This window comes from Desulfacinum infernum DSM 9756 (genome assembly GCF_900129305.1).
GTDB classification, from domain to species: Bacteria; Desulfobacterota; Syntrophobacteria; order Syntrophobacterales; family DSM-9756; genus Desulfacinum; species Desulfacinum infernum.
In genome coordinates this window covers 1-18038 of record NZ_FQVB01000013.1, presented here as the reverse complement: position 1 = coordinate 18038, position 18038 = coordinate 1, and the positions used below count along the sequence as shown (strand labels likewise).

Sequence of the window (18038 nt, the reverse complement as noted above, 5' to 3'; positions counted from 1 at the left end):
AAGGTTCCTGACCCCGATGATTTTATCCTCATAGGGGCGATTCGCGAACCGCCCCTACACAAATAACTCCCCCATGATGTCGGAAGATGTGAACGTCATTCCAAGACCAGCCTTTGGGACGGATTGCACCACACCTTGGGGCCTTGGCGACTTGGCGTGAGGAAATGGGATGGGAGCCAAGGCTGAAGAACCCCCCGGGTCCTCCCCCTCCCTGGGGCCCTCTTGAAGGGACCTCTGAAGATTGGCATAATAAAAAGGAACGTTCATCTTTCAAACCCGGCAATGAGAAGTCCTGAAAAAGCCGTTGAACCGTCACCCCATTTTCGAACCCGATCTTAACGGAACGGAGGTCCGCCTCCTCCCGTGTCGGCATGCGCCGGCAGGATGGTTTTCGTTGGACCCATGCGGCGGTCCTTAAGAAAGACCTCAACCCAGAGAAGCTGCGATCCGATGAGATGATTGGAGGTGCTTCCGCCTCGGGTTGGCGGTAGGTGGAACGAGTGGAGCGAAGCAGGAGGTCCCTCACATGACACGGCTGGAAACGCGAAGCTTGCTGGAGTACTTCAAGGACGCCGTGGAAAAGACGGCCCAAGAGATGGACGTGCACATTTCCGAACTGGCCCGGTTCTACCTGGTGGATCTCCTTTCCCGCTACACCCAGGCGCGGGTTCTTCTGGAACCCGAATGGGGAGAACGGGAAAAGACCTTCGGACAGGCCTTGCTGGAAAGCTACGGCGCGAGCAGTGAAAAGCGCGCCCGCATCCTGCGCCAGATCGGCGACACGACCCTCTTTCTTTCGGGTTTTTTTTCCGACAGCTTCCAGCGGAGCCTGGTGGACATCGACTATTACGCCGCCATCGGCAGCACCGCCTACAAGAACCTGGAATCGCTCCTTGCCGGCCGCATCGTGGACTGGGGCTTTGGGGGCGTTTTCGACGAGCTGAGCGAACATTTCCTGCAGGTGGTGGACATGTTCGCCGAAATCAGCGAAGCGGGCGGAACCCGGCGTTCCGGGGACATTCTGCGCATCTACGAGCGCTGGCTCAGAACGCGAAGCCCCCGAGACCGAAGGCTCCTGCGGGAAGCGGGCATCATCCCCATCGAGGATTCGACGCCGGATATCCTTCAATAGTGCGACAATGGGGACCTAACGCGAAGGCGACTTAAGGGCCTGTTCGATGCGCTGCAGCCCCCGTTGAAGATCCTCAAACTGGCTCCTGAGGGTTTTCAGAATGAGCAGGGTATCCGCATTGTGCAGCGGGAGCCGAGCCAGGAGCTGGTCGTAGAAGAGGCCGTCCAGGCGGGTGAGCAGAAAGCTTTCCAGGCGCGTGACCAGGCCGGCACCCACCGCAAAAACGAGGGCCGCCGCCACGGCCTGCACAAATGCCAGCAGGCTGGTGGCCCCCACCACCACCACGTCCCCCATCTCCCCCGTTCCCTGGATCACCGGCTGGAGTTGGAGAAAGAAGATCCAGCCGGACTGGGCCAAGCCCACCAAGGGAAGAAAGCGTGCGATCCAGCGAAACGGTTCCCAGGACGCCCCCGTGAGGTGCCAGTCCACGCCTTCCAGACGCTGTTCCCGGTGCATCATTTCCTCGGAAGACGGAAGCCCCTGCGCTCCGGACAGGAGCAGCCGAAGCCTCTTATGCGCCAGAGAAAAAAGGGAAAAGGGAAGCCGGTGGGCCGTGCGAACCAGCTGTTCCACCGGAAGGATGCGTTCGGGGCTTTCCAGGAGCCAGTCGCCGTCGGGTTTGGGCCGCCCGGGGAGGGCCCCCAGATGCTTCTTGAGGGACCGGGCCACCACAAAGGCTCCGGTGGTCTGAGAAGCCAGCCAAAGGAATCGAAGAACGAGGCACGACAAAAGGACCCCGAAAAGGAAGAGAAGAACCGGTCCAGCTAATCCCTTTTCCACCCATGGAAGCTGGAACCAGAATCCCGCCTGCCGCACACTTTCGGCCGTGATGGCCGCCCCGGACGGCCCCGCCCCCTCGACCCACGTCCGGATGACTCCACGGGCCGGGATTCCTCCCGCCAAGGCCAGCAGAAGAAAGACGAACCACCACAAACGCTGCGACGATTCATAACGTCGGATCCCGTATTCCATGGGGCACCCCTTTTCTGAACCCACCACGTCGTTCGCCCATTCTTCGATCATCGCACTATATAATGGGCTCGGGCGGGACAGCAAGTGGCGTTAGGGGTTAGGAGTTAGGGGTTAGGGGTTAGGGGTTAGGGGTTAGGGGTTAGGGGTGGAGGGATCACGGGAGGGATGGGATGTCAAGGGACTTCTGCACAAAGGGATAGGGGGAAACCTGAAAAGGACGAGCGGCGGGAGCGGTCTCAAACCGCCCCCCACCGCTCGCAGGGGAACCCGGCACTGAGAGCCACCCCCCCGCCCCTTCAGCAAAGGGGGGGAGGGACGGATCACGGATCACGAATTACGGTTCACGATTCACGGTTTACGGATCACCCGCGTCCGGTCATGAACTTGGGGATGCGGCCGGTGCGCACGCACTCCGACCGGAGCCTACGGCCCACGATCTTTTCCACCCAGCGGCCGATCTCCAGAACCTTGTCCACATCCACACCCGTGTCGATCCCCATCTCGTCCATCATGACCACCATGTCTTCCATGCTGACCAGCCCCACGATGGACGGATCCACGTAGTAGTAGGAACCGGTCCCGGCCACGGGAACCCCGTCCACGAAGTTGGCCGGCTGTCCACCGATCCCGCCCATGGTGCCTTCGTAGTGGGTGATGCCTGCATGGAGCGCCGCCAGCACGTTGGCCAATCCCCACCCGCGGGTCGTATGGAAGTGGGCGATGTGTTTGGAGGTGTCCGGAATCTTGTCCAGGATCATGGAAAAGTAGTCGTAAACCCGGTTGGGGGCAGCCGATCCGTCGTGGTCGGCGTGCTCAATGTCGTCGGCCCCGATGTCCAGCCACCGCTGGGTGAATTCCAGAGCCGTCTTGAGCTCCGTGGGACCCGCAATGGGGCATCCCCAGATGGTGCTCACCGTGCCGCATACCTTCATGCCCACGTCGTGGGCCTTGGGAATGTACTCCTCGCACATCTTCCAGTATTCGGCCAGGGTGGTTCCCGAATTCTTCTTGTGGTGGGCTTCGCTGGTGGAAACCATGAAGAGGATCCGGTCGGGCCCGTAGCCTTCCTTGCGGGCCTGAATGGCCCTTTCCACAGCCGCTTCCCGAATGGTGATGGCGGTTACTTCCACGTCCTTGATCAGATGGGCGATCTTTTTGCTCGAACGGAACTTTTTCAGCAGCTCGTCGGCGTCCTTGAACTGGGGCATGCCTTTTGGATTGCCGAAGTTGGTCAGCTCCACACGTTTGAAACCGGCCAGCACCAATTGTTCGGCAATCCAAAGTTTGGCGTCCGTGGGAATGAACTTCTCCTCATGCTGGAAGCCGTCTCGAACCGTGATGTCGCCCAGCACAACCTTCTTGGGATAGTTGAGTCCTGCCATGGGATGTCCTCCTTAAGTGTTGGGGTTGGTGCTTCTGCTTCTCCTGTTGGGCGGCATGTGAGGCGGTTTCACACGCTTGGTACACACAGCAAAAAACTCATCCTATGTGGTCCATCCTCCCTTCTTTGCGTCATTGCACCTGGCGTGAGACCCGATGAAATCGCTACCCTTTCCTTTCCCACCTTGCGTGAGGAGCTTAGAATCGGAGGTTGCCGAAGGCCGGCTCCCCGATGGGCTTCAAGAGGCTCACCTCAAAGGCCACGGCCAGCCAGTCCCGGATTTCCCGGAACTTGAGCACGCGATCGTTAAGGAGCCGTGCCCCGCAAAAGAAGGGATGGGCCTCCCCGTCGTATTTTTCGATCATCTGCTGGCGGAAAGCCTGCTTTTCCCCTTCGCTCATCGGACGGCCCTCCGCCTCCCGCTTGCGCTCTTCGATGGTCAGGAGCACCTCCGCCGCCGACCGGCCGCTCATGACCGACGTGCGCGCGCGCATGGTGGAAAAGAGGAAATGGGGCCGGTAGGCGCGTCCGCACATGCCGTAGTTGGCCGCGCCGTTGTCCGGACCGATCACCAGCTGGATGCGGGGCACCTGGGCGCAGGAAACGGCCCGCACCATGTCGGCGCCGTATTTTCCGATGCCCATGTGCTCCGATTCGGAACCCACCATGTACCCGGGGGAACTCTGGATGAAGAGAAGCGGCGTCTTTTCCTGGGAGCAGCGCACGATCCATTCCGTGGCCTTTCGAGCCGCCTCCACGAAGATGATCCCCAGGCCGTTGGAAGCGATGATGCCCACGGGGATACCCTTGAGGCGGATCTTTCCGGTGACGATGTTGTCGCCACGGCCCGGAGCGTAGTTCCTCTTGTATTCGATGAAGTGGCTGTCGTCGGCGATGGCGCGGATGATGTTGCGCACGTTGATTCCCTGGTGGATCTTGGCCGGGAGCTCTTCGTAGATGGTCTCCACCGGAACTTGGGGTGGAGACTCGGCATAGCGGTGGATCTGCAGCTCCTGGGGCCGCTCCAGGGAGAGGATTTCCCGCACCTTCTCGATGGCCTCGTCCTGGGTCCGGCAGAAATGGTCGGCGCCTCCGGAAATCTGGGTGTGCACCCGGGCTCCGCCCAGATCCTCCGCCGAAATCACTTCCCCCGTGGCCGCCTTCACCAGCGGGGGTCCGCCCAGGAAGGAATAGGCCATGCGGTCGATCATCACGGCCTGACAGGCCATGAAGACGATGTAGGCCCCGCCGGCCGTGTTACCGCCCGTGCTCAGAGTGATCTGCTTGAGACCTTTGGCCGACATGCGGGCCATGTTGTAGAACATGGAACCGAAATGGCCGTCATCGGGGAAGACGTCGGCCTGCATGGGAAGAAAGGCCCCGCCCGAGTCGGCGATGTAGACGCAGTTGAGGCCGCACTGCTCGGCGATGGCCTGGGCCCGCATGTGCTTTTTCAGCGTGATGGGGAAGTAGGTTCCCGCCTTCACCCGGCTGTCGTTGGCGATGATCATGGTCCAGTTGCCGTAGATCTTCCCCAGGCCCGTCACGATCCCGCCGCAGGGCACATCCTCCACGCCGGGATAATGCATCCCGAAGCCCGCCAGGCGGCTCAATTCGTAAAATTCCGTTCCCGGATCGATCAGCTTCTGGATGAGCTGGCGCACCGGCTGCTTGCCCTGCTTGGCCAGCCGCTGGACGGCCGCCTCGCCACCGGGCCACATGGCCTGGTAGACCCGCTCATCCAGCTTCAGCTCCTCGTTCTCCCAGAAGGCCCTGTTCTGCGCTCTTGCATCACTCATGGCGTCACCCTTTCCCTGGCGCGTCCCGTGCCGCGGCGGACCGGCTACTTGCCCTTGTAGACGGGCTTTCTCTTCTCCCGAAAAGCCGCCAGTCCCTCCAGGCGGTCTTCCGTGGGGATGGTGATCCAGTAGGCGTTGGATTCGATGGCAAGCCCGGTGTGAAGATCCGTTTCCAGCCCGTAATTGATGGCGTACTTGGCCTGCTGAATGGCGATGGGCCCCGTTTCGCAGATCATGCCCGCCATCTCCAGGCAGGCGTCCAGGAGCTTTTCCGGTTCCGCCACCTGGTTCACAAGACCGATGGACAGGGCCTCCTCGGCGCCCACGCGCCGGCCCGTAAAGATGAGCTCCTTGGCCTTGCCGCGACCCACCAGGCGGGGCAGCCGTTGGGTCCCGCCCGCCCCGGGGATGATGGCAAGCCTCGTTTCCGTAAGCCCCATGGTGGCCGTGGTGGACGCGATCCGAATGTCGCAGGCCAGGGCCAGTTCGGTGCCGCCGCCCAAAGCGATTCCGTTCACGGCGGCGATCACCGGCTTGGGAAGGTATTCGATGTTGGTGAAGAGATTGCGGATGGTGAGGATGAATTCCTTCACCTGCTGGTCATTGAGCGTGGCCCGCTCCTTGAGGTCCGCGCCGGCACAGAAGGCCTTGGGGCCGGCGCCGGTGATGATGATCACCCGCACGTCGTTATCGAACCGGAGGGATTCCACCTTCTCGTGCAGGCCGCGCAACATGGCGAAATTGAGGGAATTCATGACTTCGGGGCGATTCAGGGTGAGGATCGCCACCTGCCCTTGTCGTTCTTCCAAGACCACCTGCTGTTCCATGAGCGCCTCCGTGGTCCGTGAGCCGTGATCCGTGGTCCGTAATGCGTGAGCCGCGATCCGTTCCTCCCCCCTTTCTCAAAGGGGGCCGGGGGGATTACCCGCGGTGTTATTTTCCGGCGCGGGCGAAGGCTTCCCGAAGGAGCTCCCGAGCCACGATGATGCGCCGGATCTCGTTGGTACCGGCCCCGATTTCATAGAGCTTGGCGTCCCGCCAGAGCTTCTGCACGGGAAATTCCAGGCAGTAGCCGTAGCCGCCGTGGATCTGGATGGCCTGATTGCAGACCCAGGTGGCCGTTTCCGAAGCAAACAGGACCGCCGCCGCCGCCTGCTTGGTGAGCTCCGTTCCCTTCCCACCGCGTGGCGCCTTCTGGGCCAACTCCGCGGCCCGGTAGACCATGAGCCGCGCCGCTTCCGTGCGGGCGTACATGTCCGCCAGCTTCTGCTGGATCATCTGGAAGTTGCCGATGGGCTGGCCGAACTGCTCCCGTTCCGCCGCGTAGCGCACCGAATAGTCCAGGGCCTGCTGGGCCATGCCCACGGATCCTCCGGCCAGTACGATCCGCTCAATGTCCAGACCGCTGGTCATCACGTGAACGCCCATGTTTTCCTCGCCCACCAGGTTCTCGGCCGGCACCTCGCAGTCCTCGAAGACCAGCTCGCCCGTGGGGGAACCGCGCATGCCACACTTCTTGAGCTTTCTCGATACGGAAAAACCGGGAAAGTCCTTTTCCACGATGAAGGCGCTGATGCCCTTGGCTCCCTTTTCCGGCGCCGTCTTGGCATAGACCAGAATCACGTCCGCAATGGGACCGTTGGTGATGAACATCTTGGTGCCGTTCAGGATGTACTTGTCGCCCTTTCTTTCCGCCCGGGTACGAAGGCTCATGGCGTCCGATCCGGCGTTGGGTTCCGTCAGGCCCAGGGCCCCGATCTTTTCTCCAGCCACCATGGCCGGCAGGTACTTTTCCTTCAGGAATTCATTGGCGTTCTTGTGGATGTTGTTCATGCACAGGTTGGAATGGGCGGCATAGGTCATGGCCAGCCCCGGACAGATCCGGCTCATCTCCTCCACGGCCAGGGTCTGCATGAGCACGTCGCCGCCCAAGCCCCCGTACTTTTCGTCGATGGTGATGCCCAGGATCCCGATTTCCGCACACTTCTTGAAAAAGTCAGGAGGAAACCAGTCTTCCTCGTCGATCTTTTCCTGGAGCGGTCCCAGTTCGTTGACCGACCACTTGTAGACCATCTCCTTCATCATGCGCTGTTCTTCGCTCAACTGGAAATCCATCGCTTCCTCCTCTACTTTTCGGGCGGCCGGTCGGCTCGGGCGCCTCCCCCCACCCCGTCCCGGGAACTTGGAAAACGAGCATCGAACGTCGAATCGGAAACAGAAAAGGCCGCACTCTGTTTCGTCAGCAACAGAACGCGGCCTCCTTCAAGCAGGCACCTTTTCGGATGAAAACCACCACTGCCACATCTTCTCGCCGGTCAACCAGAACATGCGTGTGAGCCTCTAAGGGAAGGGTCCCGCTGCCACAGGGAAAAGGCGCTTTCGGTAGCAGAGCGTGAGACGAAAAGAGCACGGAATCGAGCGTTTGCGGGATCGGTTTATCTCAAGGGACAGCTTGTTCCAGATTTTTGTAGGAGATTGCAAAAAGTTTGTCAACAACGAACCCGCTCTTTTTCTGAAACAATGTTTCATTAAACGATACGGCAGGCCTCCACAGCCTCCCAGCCGTCCACGGCAATGCGCTCCTTTACCCGAAAGTCGTCGGGCAGGTACTCCAGAAATTTCGGGTACTGGGCCGAAAGAAAACCCGACGCCAGCACCCGGGAAAAACGCCTCCAGCCCTTCCGGCGAAGAACCCCCTTCAGGCTCGGCCACTCCAGGTTCATGAGGAGGAGATCCCCGAACATCCCCACCGCCTGCAGATCCCGGCCCACCACGGGAAAGACGATCCCTTCCAGGTCGTTCAGGGCGATGTTTTCCGCCGCTTCCTTCACCGCCAGGGGGTTCACGTCCAGGGCCACCACCCGGTGCGCGCCCAGTCGTGCGGCGGCCAGGGCCAGCACCCCCGTCCCCGTCCCCAGATCCACCACCTCCCGGGAAATGGCGTCCCGAAGGACGCGATCCAGCAACAGGAGGCAGGCCCGCGTGGTGGGATGCATGCCGGTCCCGAAAACCAGGCCCGTCTTGAGCGTGATGGGCAACATGCCCTCGCCCGGTGGAGCCCCGGGGGATTCGGCTGTGATGAGAAAGGGCCCGACGGTGAGAGCCGGCGGCCTTGGCTGCTGCCACTGGTGGAATTCCAAGGCGTATTCGCGGGTGATCTTTCCCGAAACGGCTCTTTCCACCACTCGGCGCATCTCTCCCGTGGGTTTCCTTTCAAAGAAAAGGTACGTATAAGGAGGTTCCGGCCACGATCCCAAACAGCCCGGCAGGCGATGGATGGCCCTGTGGGAGATCCCTCCTCGGCATTCCAGCACGTGCAGCCACCCGCCAGGCCTTTTGACATTCTTCTTTTCCTGGTCCATTGTGGTGTATCCTGCGGGTTCGGAATTCATGGGAAGGCTCCGGCAGGGCTTCCCGGCATCCTGCCGGCGCAGGCGAAAGCCCCACGTTACGAATCCCATAACGCTCGGCTGAATGGTTCGGGCCCACGCACGCGGAGGAATCCACCATGAAGATCATTCAAAAGCCGGTCGGGCTCATGGAGGTCTTTTGCTACCTGGTGATGGACGAGGAGACGGGAGAGGCGATTCTCATCGACCCGGCGGGCAACGAAGACGAGCTGGCGGCCCTTGTCCAGGCCAATAAAGCCGTTTGCCGCTACATTGTCAACACGCACGGGCATGCAGACCACACGTGCGGCAACGCGCGCATGAAGGAACTCCTGGGAGCGCCCATTGTGCTGCACGCCCTGGACGACGATTTCTTCCAGCGGCTGGAAAATCAGCAGTTCGCCCGCGCCATGGGATTTCCGGTCTCCCCGCCGGCGGATATCCGCGTCCGGGACGGAGACGAACTCACCTTCGGGAAGCTCACCCTGCGCTTCCTCCACACCCCGGGCCACACGCCGGGGGCGTGCTGTCTCCTCATCGACGGCAACCTCTTCACGGGAGACACCCTCTTTGTGGGGGCCGTGGGCCGAACGGACCTTCCGGGGGCGTCCTTCGATCAACTCCTGCAATCTCTTCGAAAAATCATCCAGCTGCCGCCGGAAACCGTCATCTGGCCCGGCCACGACTACGGAGACCGGCCCACGTCCACGGTGGCCGACGAAATGAGGACCAACCCCTACATCACCGACTTCCTGTTGGAATAGGAGCGTGTCTGAAAATGGCTCATTTACCCCTTCCAACGTCCAGCCGTCATCCCCGCAAAGCTTGTCCCCGGCTTGAACGGGGAGCGGGGATCCAGGATTTCCGTCAACTTTTGGACTCACGCTTGCGCGGGAGTGACGGTTAGGGAAGTTCTCGGACAAGCTCCCAGGAGATTCTCCACCGTCCCGAAAGGAGGGTTCGCCATGGACTTCCTGTGGGTCACCATCCGGCCCTACCGCCCCGTGGCAACCATCGCCGCGGCGGCCACCCGGAAAGGCGTCTGCAGCCTTCTTTTTCTCAACCCGGCGTCGGAACCCGACCCCGTCACAAGGGTCCTGGACGCTCTGGCGCCCGTGGCCCGAGGGCGAAAGATCCGGTTGAGCTCCAATGATCACCTGGACGCTCTGGAAACGCAACTGGCCGGCTATTTCCAGGGCTCGGGCGCGCATCCGGACGTGGCGGTGGACTTCCAGGAAGGCACGCCCTTCCAGCGGGCGGTCTGGCAGGAATTATGCCGCATCTCCTACGGAGCCACCCGCACCTACGGCGAGGTGGCCGAAGCCGTAGGGCGGCCCCGGGCGTTCCGGGCCGTGGCCCAGGCCTGCGGCCGCAACCCGGTGCCCATCGTGGTGCCCTGCCATCGGGTGGTGGCCCGGGACGGACTGGGCGGCTACTCCAGCGGCCTGGAGATCAAGAAAGCATTGCTTCGCCTGGAAGGGGCTTTTCCTTGACACGGTTTGCGGGCGGCCCGTATAGGGATGGGGGCGTTCCTTCAAGTATTGGGAAAAAGCGGATTGCTGGGGGATTCAGACGGATTTTCGGATCTCGAAGATACGGAGGACAGCCTTGGAAGAAAGACAGCTGAAGAGGAAGGAACAGATCGAACCTCCCAAGGGCAAACTGGGAGTGCTCATTCCGGGAGTGGGTGGAGCCGTGAGCACCACCTTCATTGCGGGCGTGGAAGCCGTCCGGCGGGGCCTGGCGGAACCCATCGGATCCCTCACCCAACTGGGCACCATCCGGCTGGGGAAACGGGACGAGTACCGGATCCCGCGCATCAAGGACTTCATCCCGCTGGCTTCCCTGGAGGACCTGGTCTTCGGGGGCTGGGACATCTACGACGCCAACGGCTACGAGGCGGCCTCCTTCGCCAAGGTGCTCCACCGCGATCACCTGGATCCCATCAAGGACTTCCTGGAAACCATCCAACCCATGCCGGCCGTCTTCGACCGGCGGTTCGTCAAGAACCTGGACGGCAACCACGTAAAGCCCGGAACGAACCTGCGGGCCCACGTGGAAGCCCTCAAGGAAGACATCGCCCGGTTCAAGGAAGAAAACGGCGTAGACCGTTGCGTCATGATCTGGTGCGGCAGCACGGAGGTGCATCTCAAGGCCGAGGAGCCGCACCGGTCCGTGGAAGCCCTTCAGAAGGCGGTGGACGCCGACGACCCACGCATCGCCCCCAGCATGCTCTACGCCCTGGCGGCCCTGGAAAGCGGTGTTCCCTACATCAACGGAGCGCCGAACCTGACCGTGGACATCCCGGCCTTTGTGGAACTGGCCAGAGAAAAGCGGGTACCCATCGCGGGCAAGGACTTCAAGACCGGTCAGACGCTCATGAAAACCATCCTGGCTCCCGGCCTCAAGGCCCGCATGCTGGGCCTGGAAGGCTGGTATTCCACCAACATCCTGGGCAACCGGGACGGCCTAGTCTTGGACGACAAGGATTCCTTCAAGACCAAGGAAGAAAGCAAGCTGTCGGTGCTGGAATACATCCTCCAGCCGCAGCTCTACCCCAGCCTCTACAAGAACTACTACCACAAGGTCACCATCAACTATTACCCGCCCCGGGGCGACAACAAGGAAGGCTGGGACTGCATCGACATCTTCGGCTGGCTGGGCTACCCCATGCAGATCAAGGTGGACTTCCAGTGCCGGGACAGCATCCTGGCGGCGCCCCTGTGCCTGGACCTGGTGCTCTTCACCGACCTGGCCCAGCGAATCGGCATGCACGGCATCCAGGAATGGCTCTCCTTCTACTTCAAGAGCCCTATGCACAAGCAAGGACTCTATCCGGAACACGACCTCTTCATCCAGCTCATGAAGCTCAAGAACACCCTGCGCTACCTCATGGGCGAAGATCAGATCACCCACTTCGGCCTCGACTATTACATGGGGGATGCGTAACGAGTGATGGGTGACGGGTGGCGGACGGCGGGCGTTCCTTCGGGCGCCCGCCGATGTCTTTCGGCCCCTTCGGCGGCCCCCCCTGTAATGCGAAAGGATGGTGATGGCGGCCAAACATTCCCACCGGTTCGTGGAAGAATACGACGGCCTGGTGGCCTTCGGCTTTTCCCGGGACGTGGATGAAAAGACGCTGATGGTCTACCTGCAGAAATTTTCCGACGACGCTCTTCTGAAGGTGCTCATCCCGAGGCTATCCAACGGGGAAATGGAAAACCTCTTCGAGCTGCTTTCGGATCTCATGCGCAAGCATCTGTCCGACGGCGAATACCATGCGTACTTCCTCAAAGAGGACAAGGACCACCCGTAGGTCCCTTCCGGGATCCTTCCCGGGCGGAGACACGGCTGGATTCACGGTCGGCGTCGACCCAGCGGCGGAGAGCGGCCAGGAGCCGGTCGTTTTGGGCGGGAAGGCGCACGGCGATGCGAAAATCCCGGGGAGTCAGGCCGTCGAAGGAAGCGCATTCGCGGATGAGGACTCTTTCTCGGCGTAGCAGGAGGTCCCGGAGCGCCGGGGCGTCCGGAAGATCGTCCGCCATGCGCACCAGCAGATAGTTGGCCCGGCCGGGAAGCACGCAAAATCCGCCCATCCCTCCCAAAGCGATCTTCAGTCGATCCCGCTCCCCCTCCACCATCTCCAGGGTCTCCCGCCGGTAGTCCAGCTGCTCCAAGCAATAGGCTCCAGCTTCCTGGGCCAGGGCGTTCACGGACCAGGGGGGCAGGTACCCGGCGGCGGCCTCGGCGATCTCCCGGGACGCCAGCAGGTATCCCAGCCGAAGCCCCGGTATGCCGTAAAATTTCGTCATGGACCGAATGAGCACCAGGCCGGGATGTTCCGCAAGATGGGGCAGGAAGGACTCCTCTTCGCAGAAGTCGATGAAGACCTCGTCCACCACCAGGGCCACGCCCCGCCTTCGGGTCTCTTCCACCAGCCACGCCCGCAGGGACTCAGTAAGGACCGTTCCCGAAGGGCTTCCCGGATGGGTCACCAGCACCGCATCGGGCCGTTCCCGATCCAAACGCTCTCCAATCTGCTCCGCGGTGGGCTGCAGCCCGTTCTCCCAGGTCCCGTAACAGCGGTCCACCTCCACCCCGGCCGCGGAAAAGGCCCGCACGTATTCGGTAAAGGTGGGAAGGGCGGTGAGCACCCGGGAGACCCCCAGGATCCGGGGAAGGGCGTAGATGAGTTCCGTGGACCCGTTTCCCACCACCACCTGCTCCGGGCGGACGTGGTGGCGCCGGGCCAAGGCGTCCACCAGGGTCCGGTTGTGGATGTCCGGATAGTGCTGCAGGCGTCCGTAGGCGGCCACCAGGGCATTCAGCAGCCCCGGAGGCGGGCCCAGGGGATTGATACTGGCGCTGAAATCCAGGATGTCCTCCGGAGCGCATCCCAGACGCCGGGCAACCTCGTAAACGTTTCCACCGTGGATTCTCTGCATATTTCCGCTACTCGCTCCCCATCCCTTGCCCCATGCGGACGCACCACCCAAAGCCCGCCCCTCCTTCCATCCCCCGTAGTCCGTAGTCCGTGATCCGTGACCCATCACTCGTCACTCATCACTCATCACCCCCAAAGCCCGCGCACCAGGGCGGCCGAAAGCGCCGCCAGGGCGGACGTGGTGAAAAGAAGGCGGGTCATGAGGCGGAAGGACTTCTCATCCGGCGCCGCCACGGGATCCCCCAGGGTGGGTTTTTCCACCGTGCGGCCGAAATAGATCCCCGGGCCCCCCAGCTGCACCCCCAGAAGCCCGGCGGCCGCTGCTTCCGGAAAGCCCGCATTGGGGCTCTTGTGCTTTCGGGCGTCCCGCCTCACCACGGCCCGACCGCGGCGCCGGTCCAGGCCCCAGACGGCTCCCGCAGCCAGGAGGAGCAAGGCGGTGAGTCTCGCCGGAATCCAGTTGAAAAGATCGTCCATGCGGGCCGCGCACCATCCGAAGTCCCGGTAGCGTTCATTCCTGTACCCCACCATGGAATCCAGGGTATTGACCGTCTTGTAAAGGAGCCCGCCCACGGGTCCGCCCAAGGCCAAGTAGAAAAGAGGCGCCACCACCCCGTCGGAAAGGTTTTCGGAAACCGTTTCCAACAGGGCCCTCCAGATGCCTTCCTCGTCCAGATGGGCCGTCTCGCGGCTCACGATGCGGGAAAGAAGCCCCCGGGCCTCTTCCAGCCGACCCTCGCGAAGTGCCCGGGCCACCGCCGCGGATTCGTCATGGAGGCTTCGCGTGGCCAGGCAGGTGCAGGCGATCCAGACACCCAAGAGGCCGGAAAGGAAAGGATGGATCCAGTGAAACAGCAGCAGAGCGGCCGTTACGGCCGCTCCCACCGCCCCCACCACGGTGAGCCAGAAGGCGGCGCCCAGAACACGAAGCCTCCCGTCCGGCGTCCCGTCGGAACCCGCCCCCAGACGGGGGCGGCCCCCGTCGCCGGTTTCCAGATAAAAGAAGCTCTCCGCCTTTTCGATGAGCCGTCCGATCCAGCGCACCGGGTGCGGCCACGAAGGAGGGTCCCCCAGCAGCAGATCCGCCAGCCAGGCGAGCAACAGGTGAGAAGCCGAAAAGGTCATGGGCGACCCGCTCCGCCGTCTACCGAAAAAAACTTCCAAACAAACCCCAACGCATGTGGGGCCAGCCGCACCCCCATCCCCCTCTTACCTTTCACCTTTTACCTTGTTCCTTTCCCCTTTCCCTTAACCCATACCCCTTCTTCTTCAGATCCCCACGATCCGGTAGATACGCTCCACATCGCAGTGGCTCCGCACATGATCGGCCAAAAGATCGTACTGGGCGTCCTTCCACCGGCCGTAGTTGGAAATCCCGAAGGAAAGCCCGCAGCCGTCCCGCTTTTCCGCCAGCAGGGACAGGAAAGCCCGCCGGAAGGCGTCGTTGTCGAAGATCCCATGGAGATAGGTCCCCCAGACCCGGCCGTCGGCCGAGGATAAACCGTCGTCGGCATCGGCTGCGGAAACGGCCCGGCCGTTGCGGGAAAGGATGCGAAAACACGGGGTCGCCTGGGAGTTCAGGGGCCGGCTTCGGCCCATGTGGATTTCGTAGCCGGAGAGAACCGTCGACGGGGAAACCCCACCCAATCCCAGCCTGTTGTCCGGATGCAGCCGGGCCGTGACCTGGGTCGTCACCTTCTCCGAGGCCATCTCCGTGGTCATGGGAAGAAGCCCCAAACCCGCCGTCTCCCGCACCCGGCTCTCCACCCCATGGGGATCCGTGATCCGCTCCCCCAGCATCTGGTAGCCGCCGCAGATCCCCACCACCACGCCTCCGGCCTTGAAGTAGGCACGCAGGGCGTCGGCCATGCCGCTTCGTTCCAGGGCCAGCATGTCCTCGATGGTGTTCTTGCTTCCGGGAAGCACCACGGCATCGAAGCGGAACACGTCCCCGGGCCGGTCGAAATAGACCAGGTCCACGCCCCGGTCGTACTCCAGACAGTCGAAATCAGTGTAGTTGGAAACAAAGGGGAGGCGCACCACGCCGATGGACGGTCTTTGTCCGGACGATTCCTTCGGCCCCGAGCCCATGCGCCGCCCCAGGGCCACGCTGTCCTCTTCGGGGAGGGCGATGTGGTCGAAGTGGGGCACCACGCCCAGTACGGGCTTTCCGGAACGCCGTTCCAGGATCTCCACACCGGGAAGGAACAGGTCGGGGTCTCCCCGAAGCTTGTTCACCATGAACCCGGCGATAAGGTCCCGCTCCTCCGGCTCCATGAGCATGTAGGATCCCAGAAGGGCCGCAAAGATCCCGCCCCGGTCGATGTCGCCCACCAGGATGGAGGGGGCATGGGCCATCTTGGCCATGGAAAGGTTCACCAGGTCGTGGTCTTTCAGGTTGAGCTCCACCGCACTCCCCGCGCCTTCCAGCACCACGATGTCGTAATTCTTGGAGAGGCGCTCGAAGGCGTCCCGAACCACGGCCGTGAGCCGTTTCTTGTAGGCGTAATAGTCCTTGGCCGAGAAGTTGCCCACGGCCTTTCCCAGGACGATCACCTGGCTTCCCATGGTGGAGGTGGGCTTGAGGAGGATGGGGTTCATGTCCACGTGCGGCTCGATCCCGGCCGCTTCCGCCTGCACCACCTGGGCGCGGCCCATCTCGCCCCCCTGGGGCGTGATGAAGGAATTGAGGGCCATGTTCTGGGCCTTGAAGGGGGCCACCCGAAAGCCGTCCTGCCTGAAGATGCGGCAGAAGGCCGCCGCCAGAACGCTTTTTCCCACGTCCGATCCCGTTCCGAGAAACATGAGGGTCTTGGCGCGCCGTGTCATGAAGATCTCCCCGATCTCGCTAGCGATACCAAGTGATGGGCCGCCTGCGGACAGCTTCCCCAGTGGAGGTGCACGTAGCTGGCCAGCACGGATCCCGCCAGATAGCCTTCCGGCCGTTCGGCGCGAAATTTCCGGCCGGTGAGCCGGTACACGCTTCGGCAGCGGGATCCCGCGGCCTCGTCCCCTCCCACGATCTCCGAATAGTGGAATTCATGGCCGCGAAGACGCGTGCCCCTCGGCCCCAGCAGGGTGTTTTCCGTCAGGACCACCTCCACATACCCCAGGGCCTTCCGGTGCGGGAGCATGCGGGTTCGAAACGGCAGCAGTCCGGCCATGGGAAAGACCTCGCCGGAAAGGAGCTGGACGGAGCGGCTGAGGGTCATGAGGCCGCCGCATTCCCCATAGATGGGGCGACCTCGGGAGGCCAGGCGCCGAAGGCTTTCGAAGAAGGGCCTGTTCTCCGAAAGCCTCTCTGCATGAACTTCCGGGTAGCCGCCTCCCAGATAGACGACGTCGGCCTCCTCCGGAACGGCCTCCCCGGCCAACGGGGAAAAGAACCGAAGGCGGGCGCCCGCTGCCTCCAGAAGATCCAGGTTGTCCTGATAGTAGAAGCAAAAGGCTGCATCGCGCGCCACGGCCACAACCACCGAATCCGGTCTGGGGCGGCGCTCCGAAGCGCTCTGGACGGATTCGACTCCCCCGCGTTCCCCTCCATGGACCACCTCCCCGGCGGGTAGGACCGGCTGGGGGTGTCGCCAACACGAACCCACCAGCCCGTCCAGATCCACGTGTTCTTCCGCCACCCGGGCCAGCCTTTCCAGGAAGGCCTTGTCCACGCCCGTGTCTTCCACGGTGACAAGCCCCAGGTGGCGTTCGGGGATCGCCACCGCATCCTCCCGCGGAATCCCTCCGAACACGGGTACCTGCGGGCAGGAGGATTCCATGGCTTCCCTCAGGAAACCCAAATGGGACGGGCTTCCCACCCGGTTGAAGACCACGCCGGCAAGCCGCAGGCCCGGATCGAAGGAAGCGAACCCGTGGACCAGGGCGGCGGCGCTCCGGGCCATGCTGCGGGCGTCCACCACCAGGAGCACCGGAAGGTCGAGCCACTTGGCCATCTGGGCCGTGCTGCCCGCTTCCGACACCCCGTCGTAACCGTCGAAGAGGCCCATGACCCCTTCCACCACGGCGCCGTCGGCTTCCGCCAGCAGCCGCTCAAAAAGGGAGACGTTGTAGTGCCGGGAAAGCATCCAGCCGTCCAGGTTTCGCGAAATGCGCCCCGTGGCCTGTGTGTGGAACCCCGGATCGATGAAGTCGGGGCCCACCTTGAAGGGCTGGATCCGAAGGCCGCGGCGCCTGAGCGCCGCCAAGAGGGCCAGGGTGACGGTGGTCTTGCCCGACCCGCTCTGGGGCGCCGCCACCACGAAGGCCCATTTTCTCATCCTGTCCACCTCCCGCTTCCTGCGGCCGAAACAGCCGGCAACCCAACCCCCGCCATGCCGAGGCCCGGTAACGACAAACGGGCATGGTCGTCACGCGTGGATCAAAAAACCGAAACCGGGGCATGGTCTTTCTGGGGGAGCGCCGTAAGAGGCGATTGTCTCTGCGTGACCGAACGAACAGGCCGCGCACCTATCGTCTCATTCCCGTAACACCTTTGAAGACGTTCTTGTACCCCTTCGGAAGGGCCGTTGCAAGGCGAAGGCGCGGGAGGCCGGGCGGGCTTCCCCCGGCCCAATCGTTATCGACCGGACAGGCCGACCCTGATAGGGGTAGGAAGGACTCGTTGCCGAGTCCCTCCCCCCTCCGAACCGTACGTGCGGATCTCCCGCATACGGCTCTCCGGTTGGTGGTTTTACCCCGCTGAGGACTGGAGCATTGCGCGATGGGCTGCCACGAGGCTGTACAACCCATGGCGCTCAAAGAAAGCATTCGGCCATCTGTTATGATCGCGGCCTCGGCTGATCCCCTTTCGTCCGCTGCGCTTACGCAGAATACTGCGCAGTCGCCGACGAACCCATGAGTCGAGACGGGGAAACGTCCACCTGGAGGAGTGTTTGAAGTATTCCATCCATCCACGAAGGCTGCGGTT

General features: G+C 62.6%; 16 protein-coding genes. 5 read left to right on the top strand and 11 right to left on the bottom strand.

Annotation, left to right across the window (positions count from 1 at the left end; all coding sequences use genetic code 11):
• Positions 1–526 precede the first annotated feature (526 nt).
• Entirely contained in the window at positions 527–1132 is a 606-nt protein-coding gene (locus BUB04_RS07725; RefSeq protein ID WP_073038422.1) for a hypothetical protein, read from the top strand.
• 15 nt (positions 1133–1147) lie between these two features.
• Here BUB04_RS07725 and BUB04_RS07720 read toward each other — a convergent pair whose 3' ends face one another.
• The 6 genes from BUB04_RS07720 to BUB04_RS07695 form a co-directional block, all read right to left on the bottom strand.
• The gene (locus BUB04_RS07720) at positions 1148–2104 is read right to left on the bottom strand and encodes a hypothetical protein (protein WP_143156403.1); all 957 of its coding nucleotides are present in this window, start codon (positions 2102–2104) and stop codon (positions 1148–1150) included.
• A gap of 362 nt (positions 2105–2466) precedes the next feature.
• Positions 2467–3486, bottom strand: a complete 1020-nt coding sequence (locus BUB04_RS07715; RefSeq protein ID WP_073038420.1) for a hydroxymethylglutaryl-CoA lyase-like TIM-barrel protein — start codon at positions 3484–3486, stop codon at positions 2467–2469.
• Positions 3487–3682: 196 nt separating this feature from the next.
• A complete protein-coding gene (locus BUB04_RS07710; RefSeq protein WP_073038419.1) occupies positions 3683–5284 on the bottom strand; it encodes an acyl-CoA carboxylase subunit beta in 1602 nt (533 codons plus the stop codon).
• Positions 5285–5328: 44 nt separating this feature from the next.
• Positions 5329–6111, bottom strand: coding sequence for an enoyl-CoA hydratase (locus BUB04_RS07705; RefSeq protein WP_073038418.1), 783 nt, complete (start codon positions 6109–6111; stop codon positions 5329–5331).
• 106 nt (positions 6112–6217) lie between these two features.
• Positions 6218–7399, bottom strand: a complete 1182-nt coding sequence (locus tag BUB04_RS07700) for an acyl-CoA dehydrogenase family protein (protein ID WP_073038417.1) — start codon at positions 7397–7399, stop codon at positions 6218–6220.
• A 413-nt stretch (positions 7400–7812) separates the two neighbouring features.
• Positions 7813–8646 (bottom strand): 50S ribosomal protein L11 methyltransferase, encoded by an 834-nt coding sequence (locus BUB04_RS07695; RefSeq protein WP_073038416.1) that lies wholly within the window; start codon positions 8644–8646, stop codon positions 7813–7815.
• 146 nt (positions 8647–8792) lie between these two features.
• Between BUB04_RS07695 and BUB04_RS07690 the strand changes: the two genes are divergently transcribed.
• The 4 genes from BUB04_RS07690 to BUB04_RS07675 all read left to right on the top strand — a co-directional run bounded on the left by BUB04_RS07690 (position 8793) and on the right by BUB04_RS07675 (position 11989).
• Positions 8793–9437, top strand: coding sequence for an MBL fold metallo-hydrolase (locus tag BUB04_RS07690; protein ID WP_073038415.1), 645 nt, complete (start codon positions 8793–8795; stop codon positions 9435–9437).
• 201 nt (positions 9438–9638) lie between these two features.
• A complete protein-coding gene (locus BUB04_RS07685) occupies positions 9639–10166 on the top strand; it encodes a methylated-DNA--[protein]-cysteine S-methyltransferase (protein WP_073038414.1) in 528 nt (175 codons plus the stop codon).
• Between the two features lie 115 nt (positions 10167–10281).
• The gene (locus BUB04_RS07680) at positions 10282–11622 is read left to right on the top strand and encodes an inositol-3-phosphate synthase (RefSeq protein ID WP_084076295.1); all 1341 of its coding nucleotides are present in this window, start codon (positions 10282–10284) and stop codon (positions 11620–11622) included.
• 103 nt (positions 11623–11725) lie between these two features.
• The gene (locus BUB04_RS07675) at positions 11726–11989 is read left to right on the top strand and encodes a cytoplasmic protein (RefSeq protein WP_073038413.1); all 264 of its coding nucleotides are present in this window, start codon (positions 11726–11728) and stop codon (positions 11987–11989) included.
• On the opposite strand, the gene cobD is transcribed toward BUB04_RS07675, so the two are convergent.
• The 5 genes from cobD to BUB04_RS20275 all read right to left on the bottom strand — a co-directional run.
• Positions 11964–13118 (bottom strand): threonine-phosphate decarboxylase CobD, encoded by a 1155-nt coding sequence (gene cobD, locus BUB04_RS07670; RefSeq protein WP_073038412.1) that lies wholly within the window; start codon positions 13116–13118, stop codon positions 11964–11966. The genes BUB04_RS07675 and cobD overlap by 26 nt on opposite strands.
• Positions 13119–13243: 125 nt before the next feature.
• On the bottom strand, positions 13244–14242 hold the full coding sequence (gene cbiB, locus BUB04_RS07665) for an adenosylcobinamide-phosphate synthase CbiB (protein WP_073038411.1): 999 nt from the start codon (positions 14240–14242) through the stop codon (positions 13244–13246).
• A gap of 144 nt (positions 14243–14386) precedes the next feature.
• Positions 14387–15946, bottom strand: a complete 1560-nt coding sequence (locus BUB04_RS07660) for a cobyric acid synthase (protein WP_073038410.1) — start codon at positions 15944–15946, stop codon at positions 14387–14389.
• Positions 15943–17388, bottom strand: coding sequence for a cobyrinic acid a,c-diamide synthase CobB (locus BUB04_RS07655; RefSeq protein WP_073038506.1), 1446 nt, complete (start codon positions 17386–17388; stop codon positions 15943–15945). Before BUB04_RS07655 ends, BUB04_RS07660 begins: the two co-directional genes overlap by 4 nt.
• Before the next feature lie 413 nt (positions 17389–17801).
• On the bottom strand, positions 17802–18038 hold a 237-nt coding region (locus tag BUB04_RS20275), incomplete at its 5' end, for a group II intron maturase-specific domain-containing protein (RefSeq protein WP_218588395.1).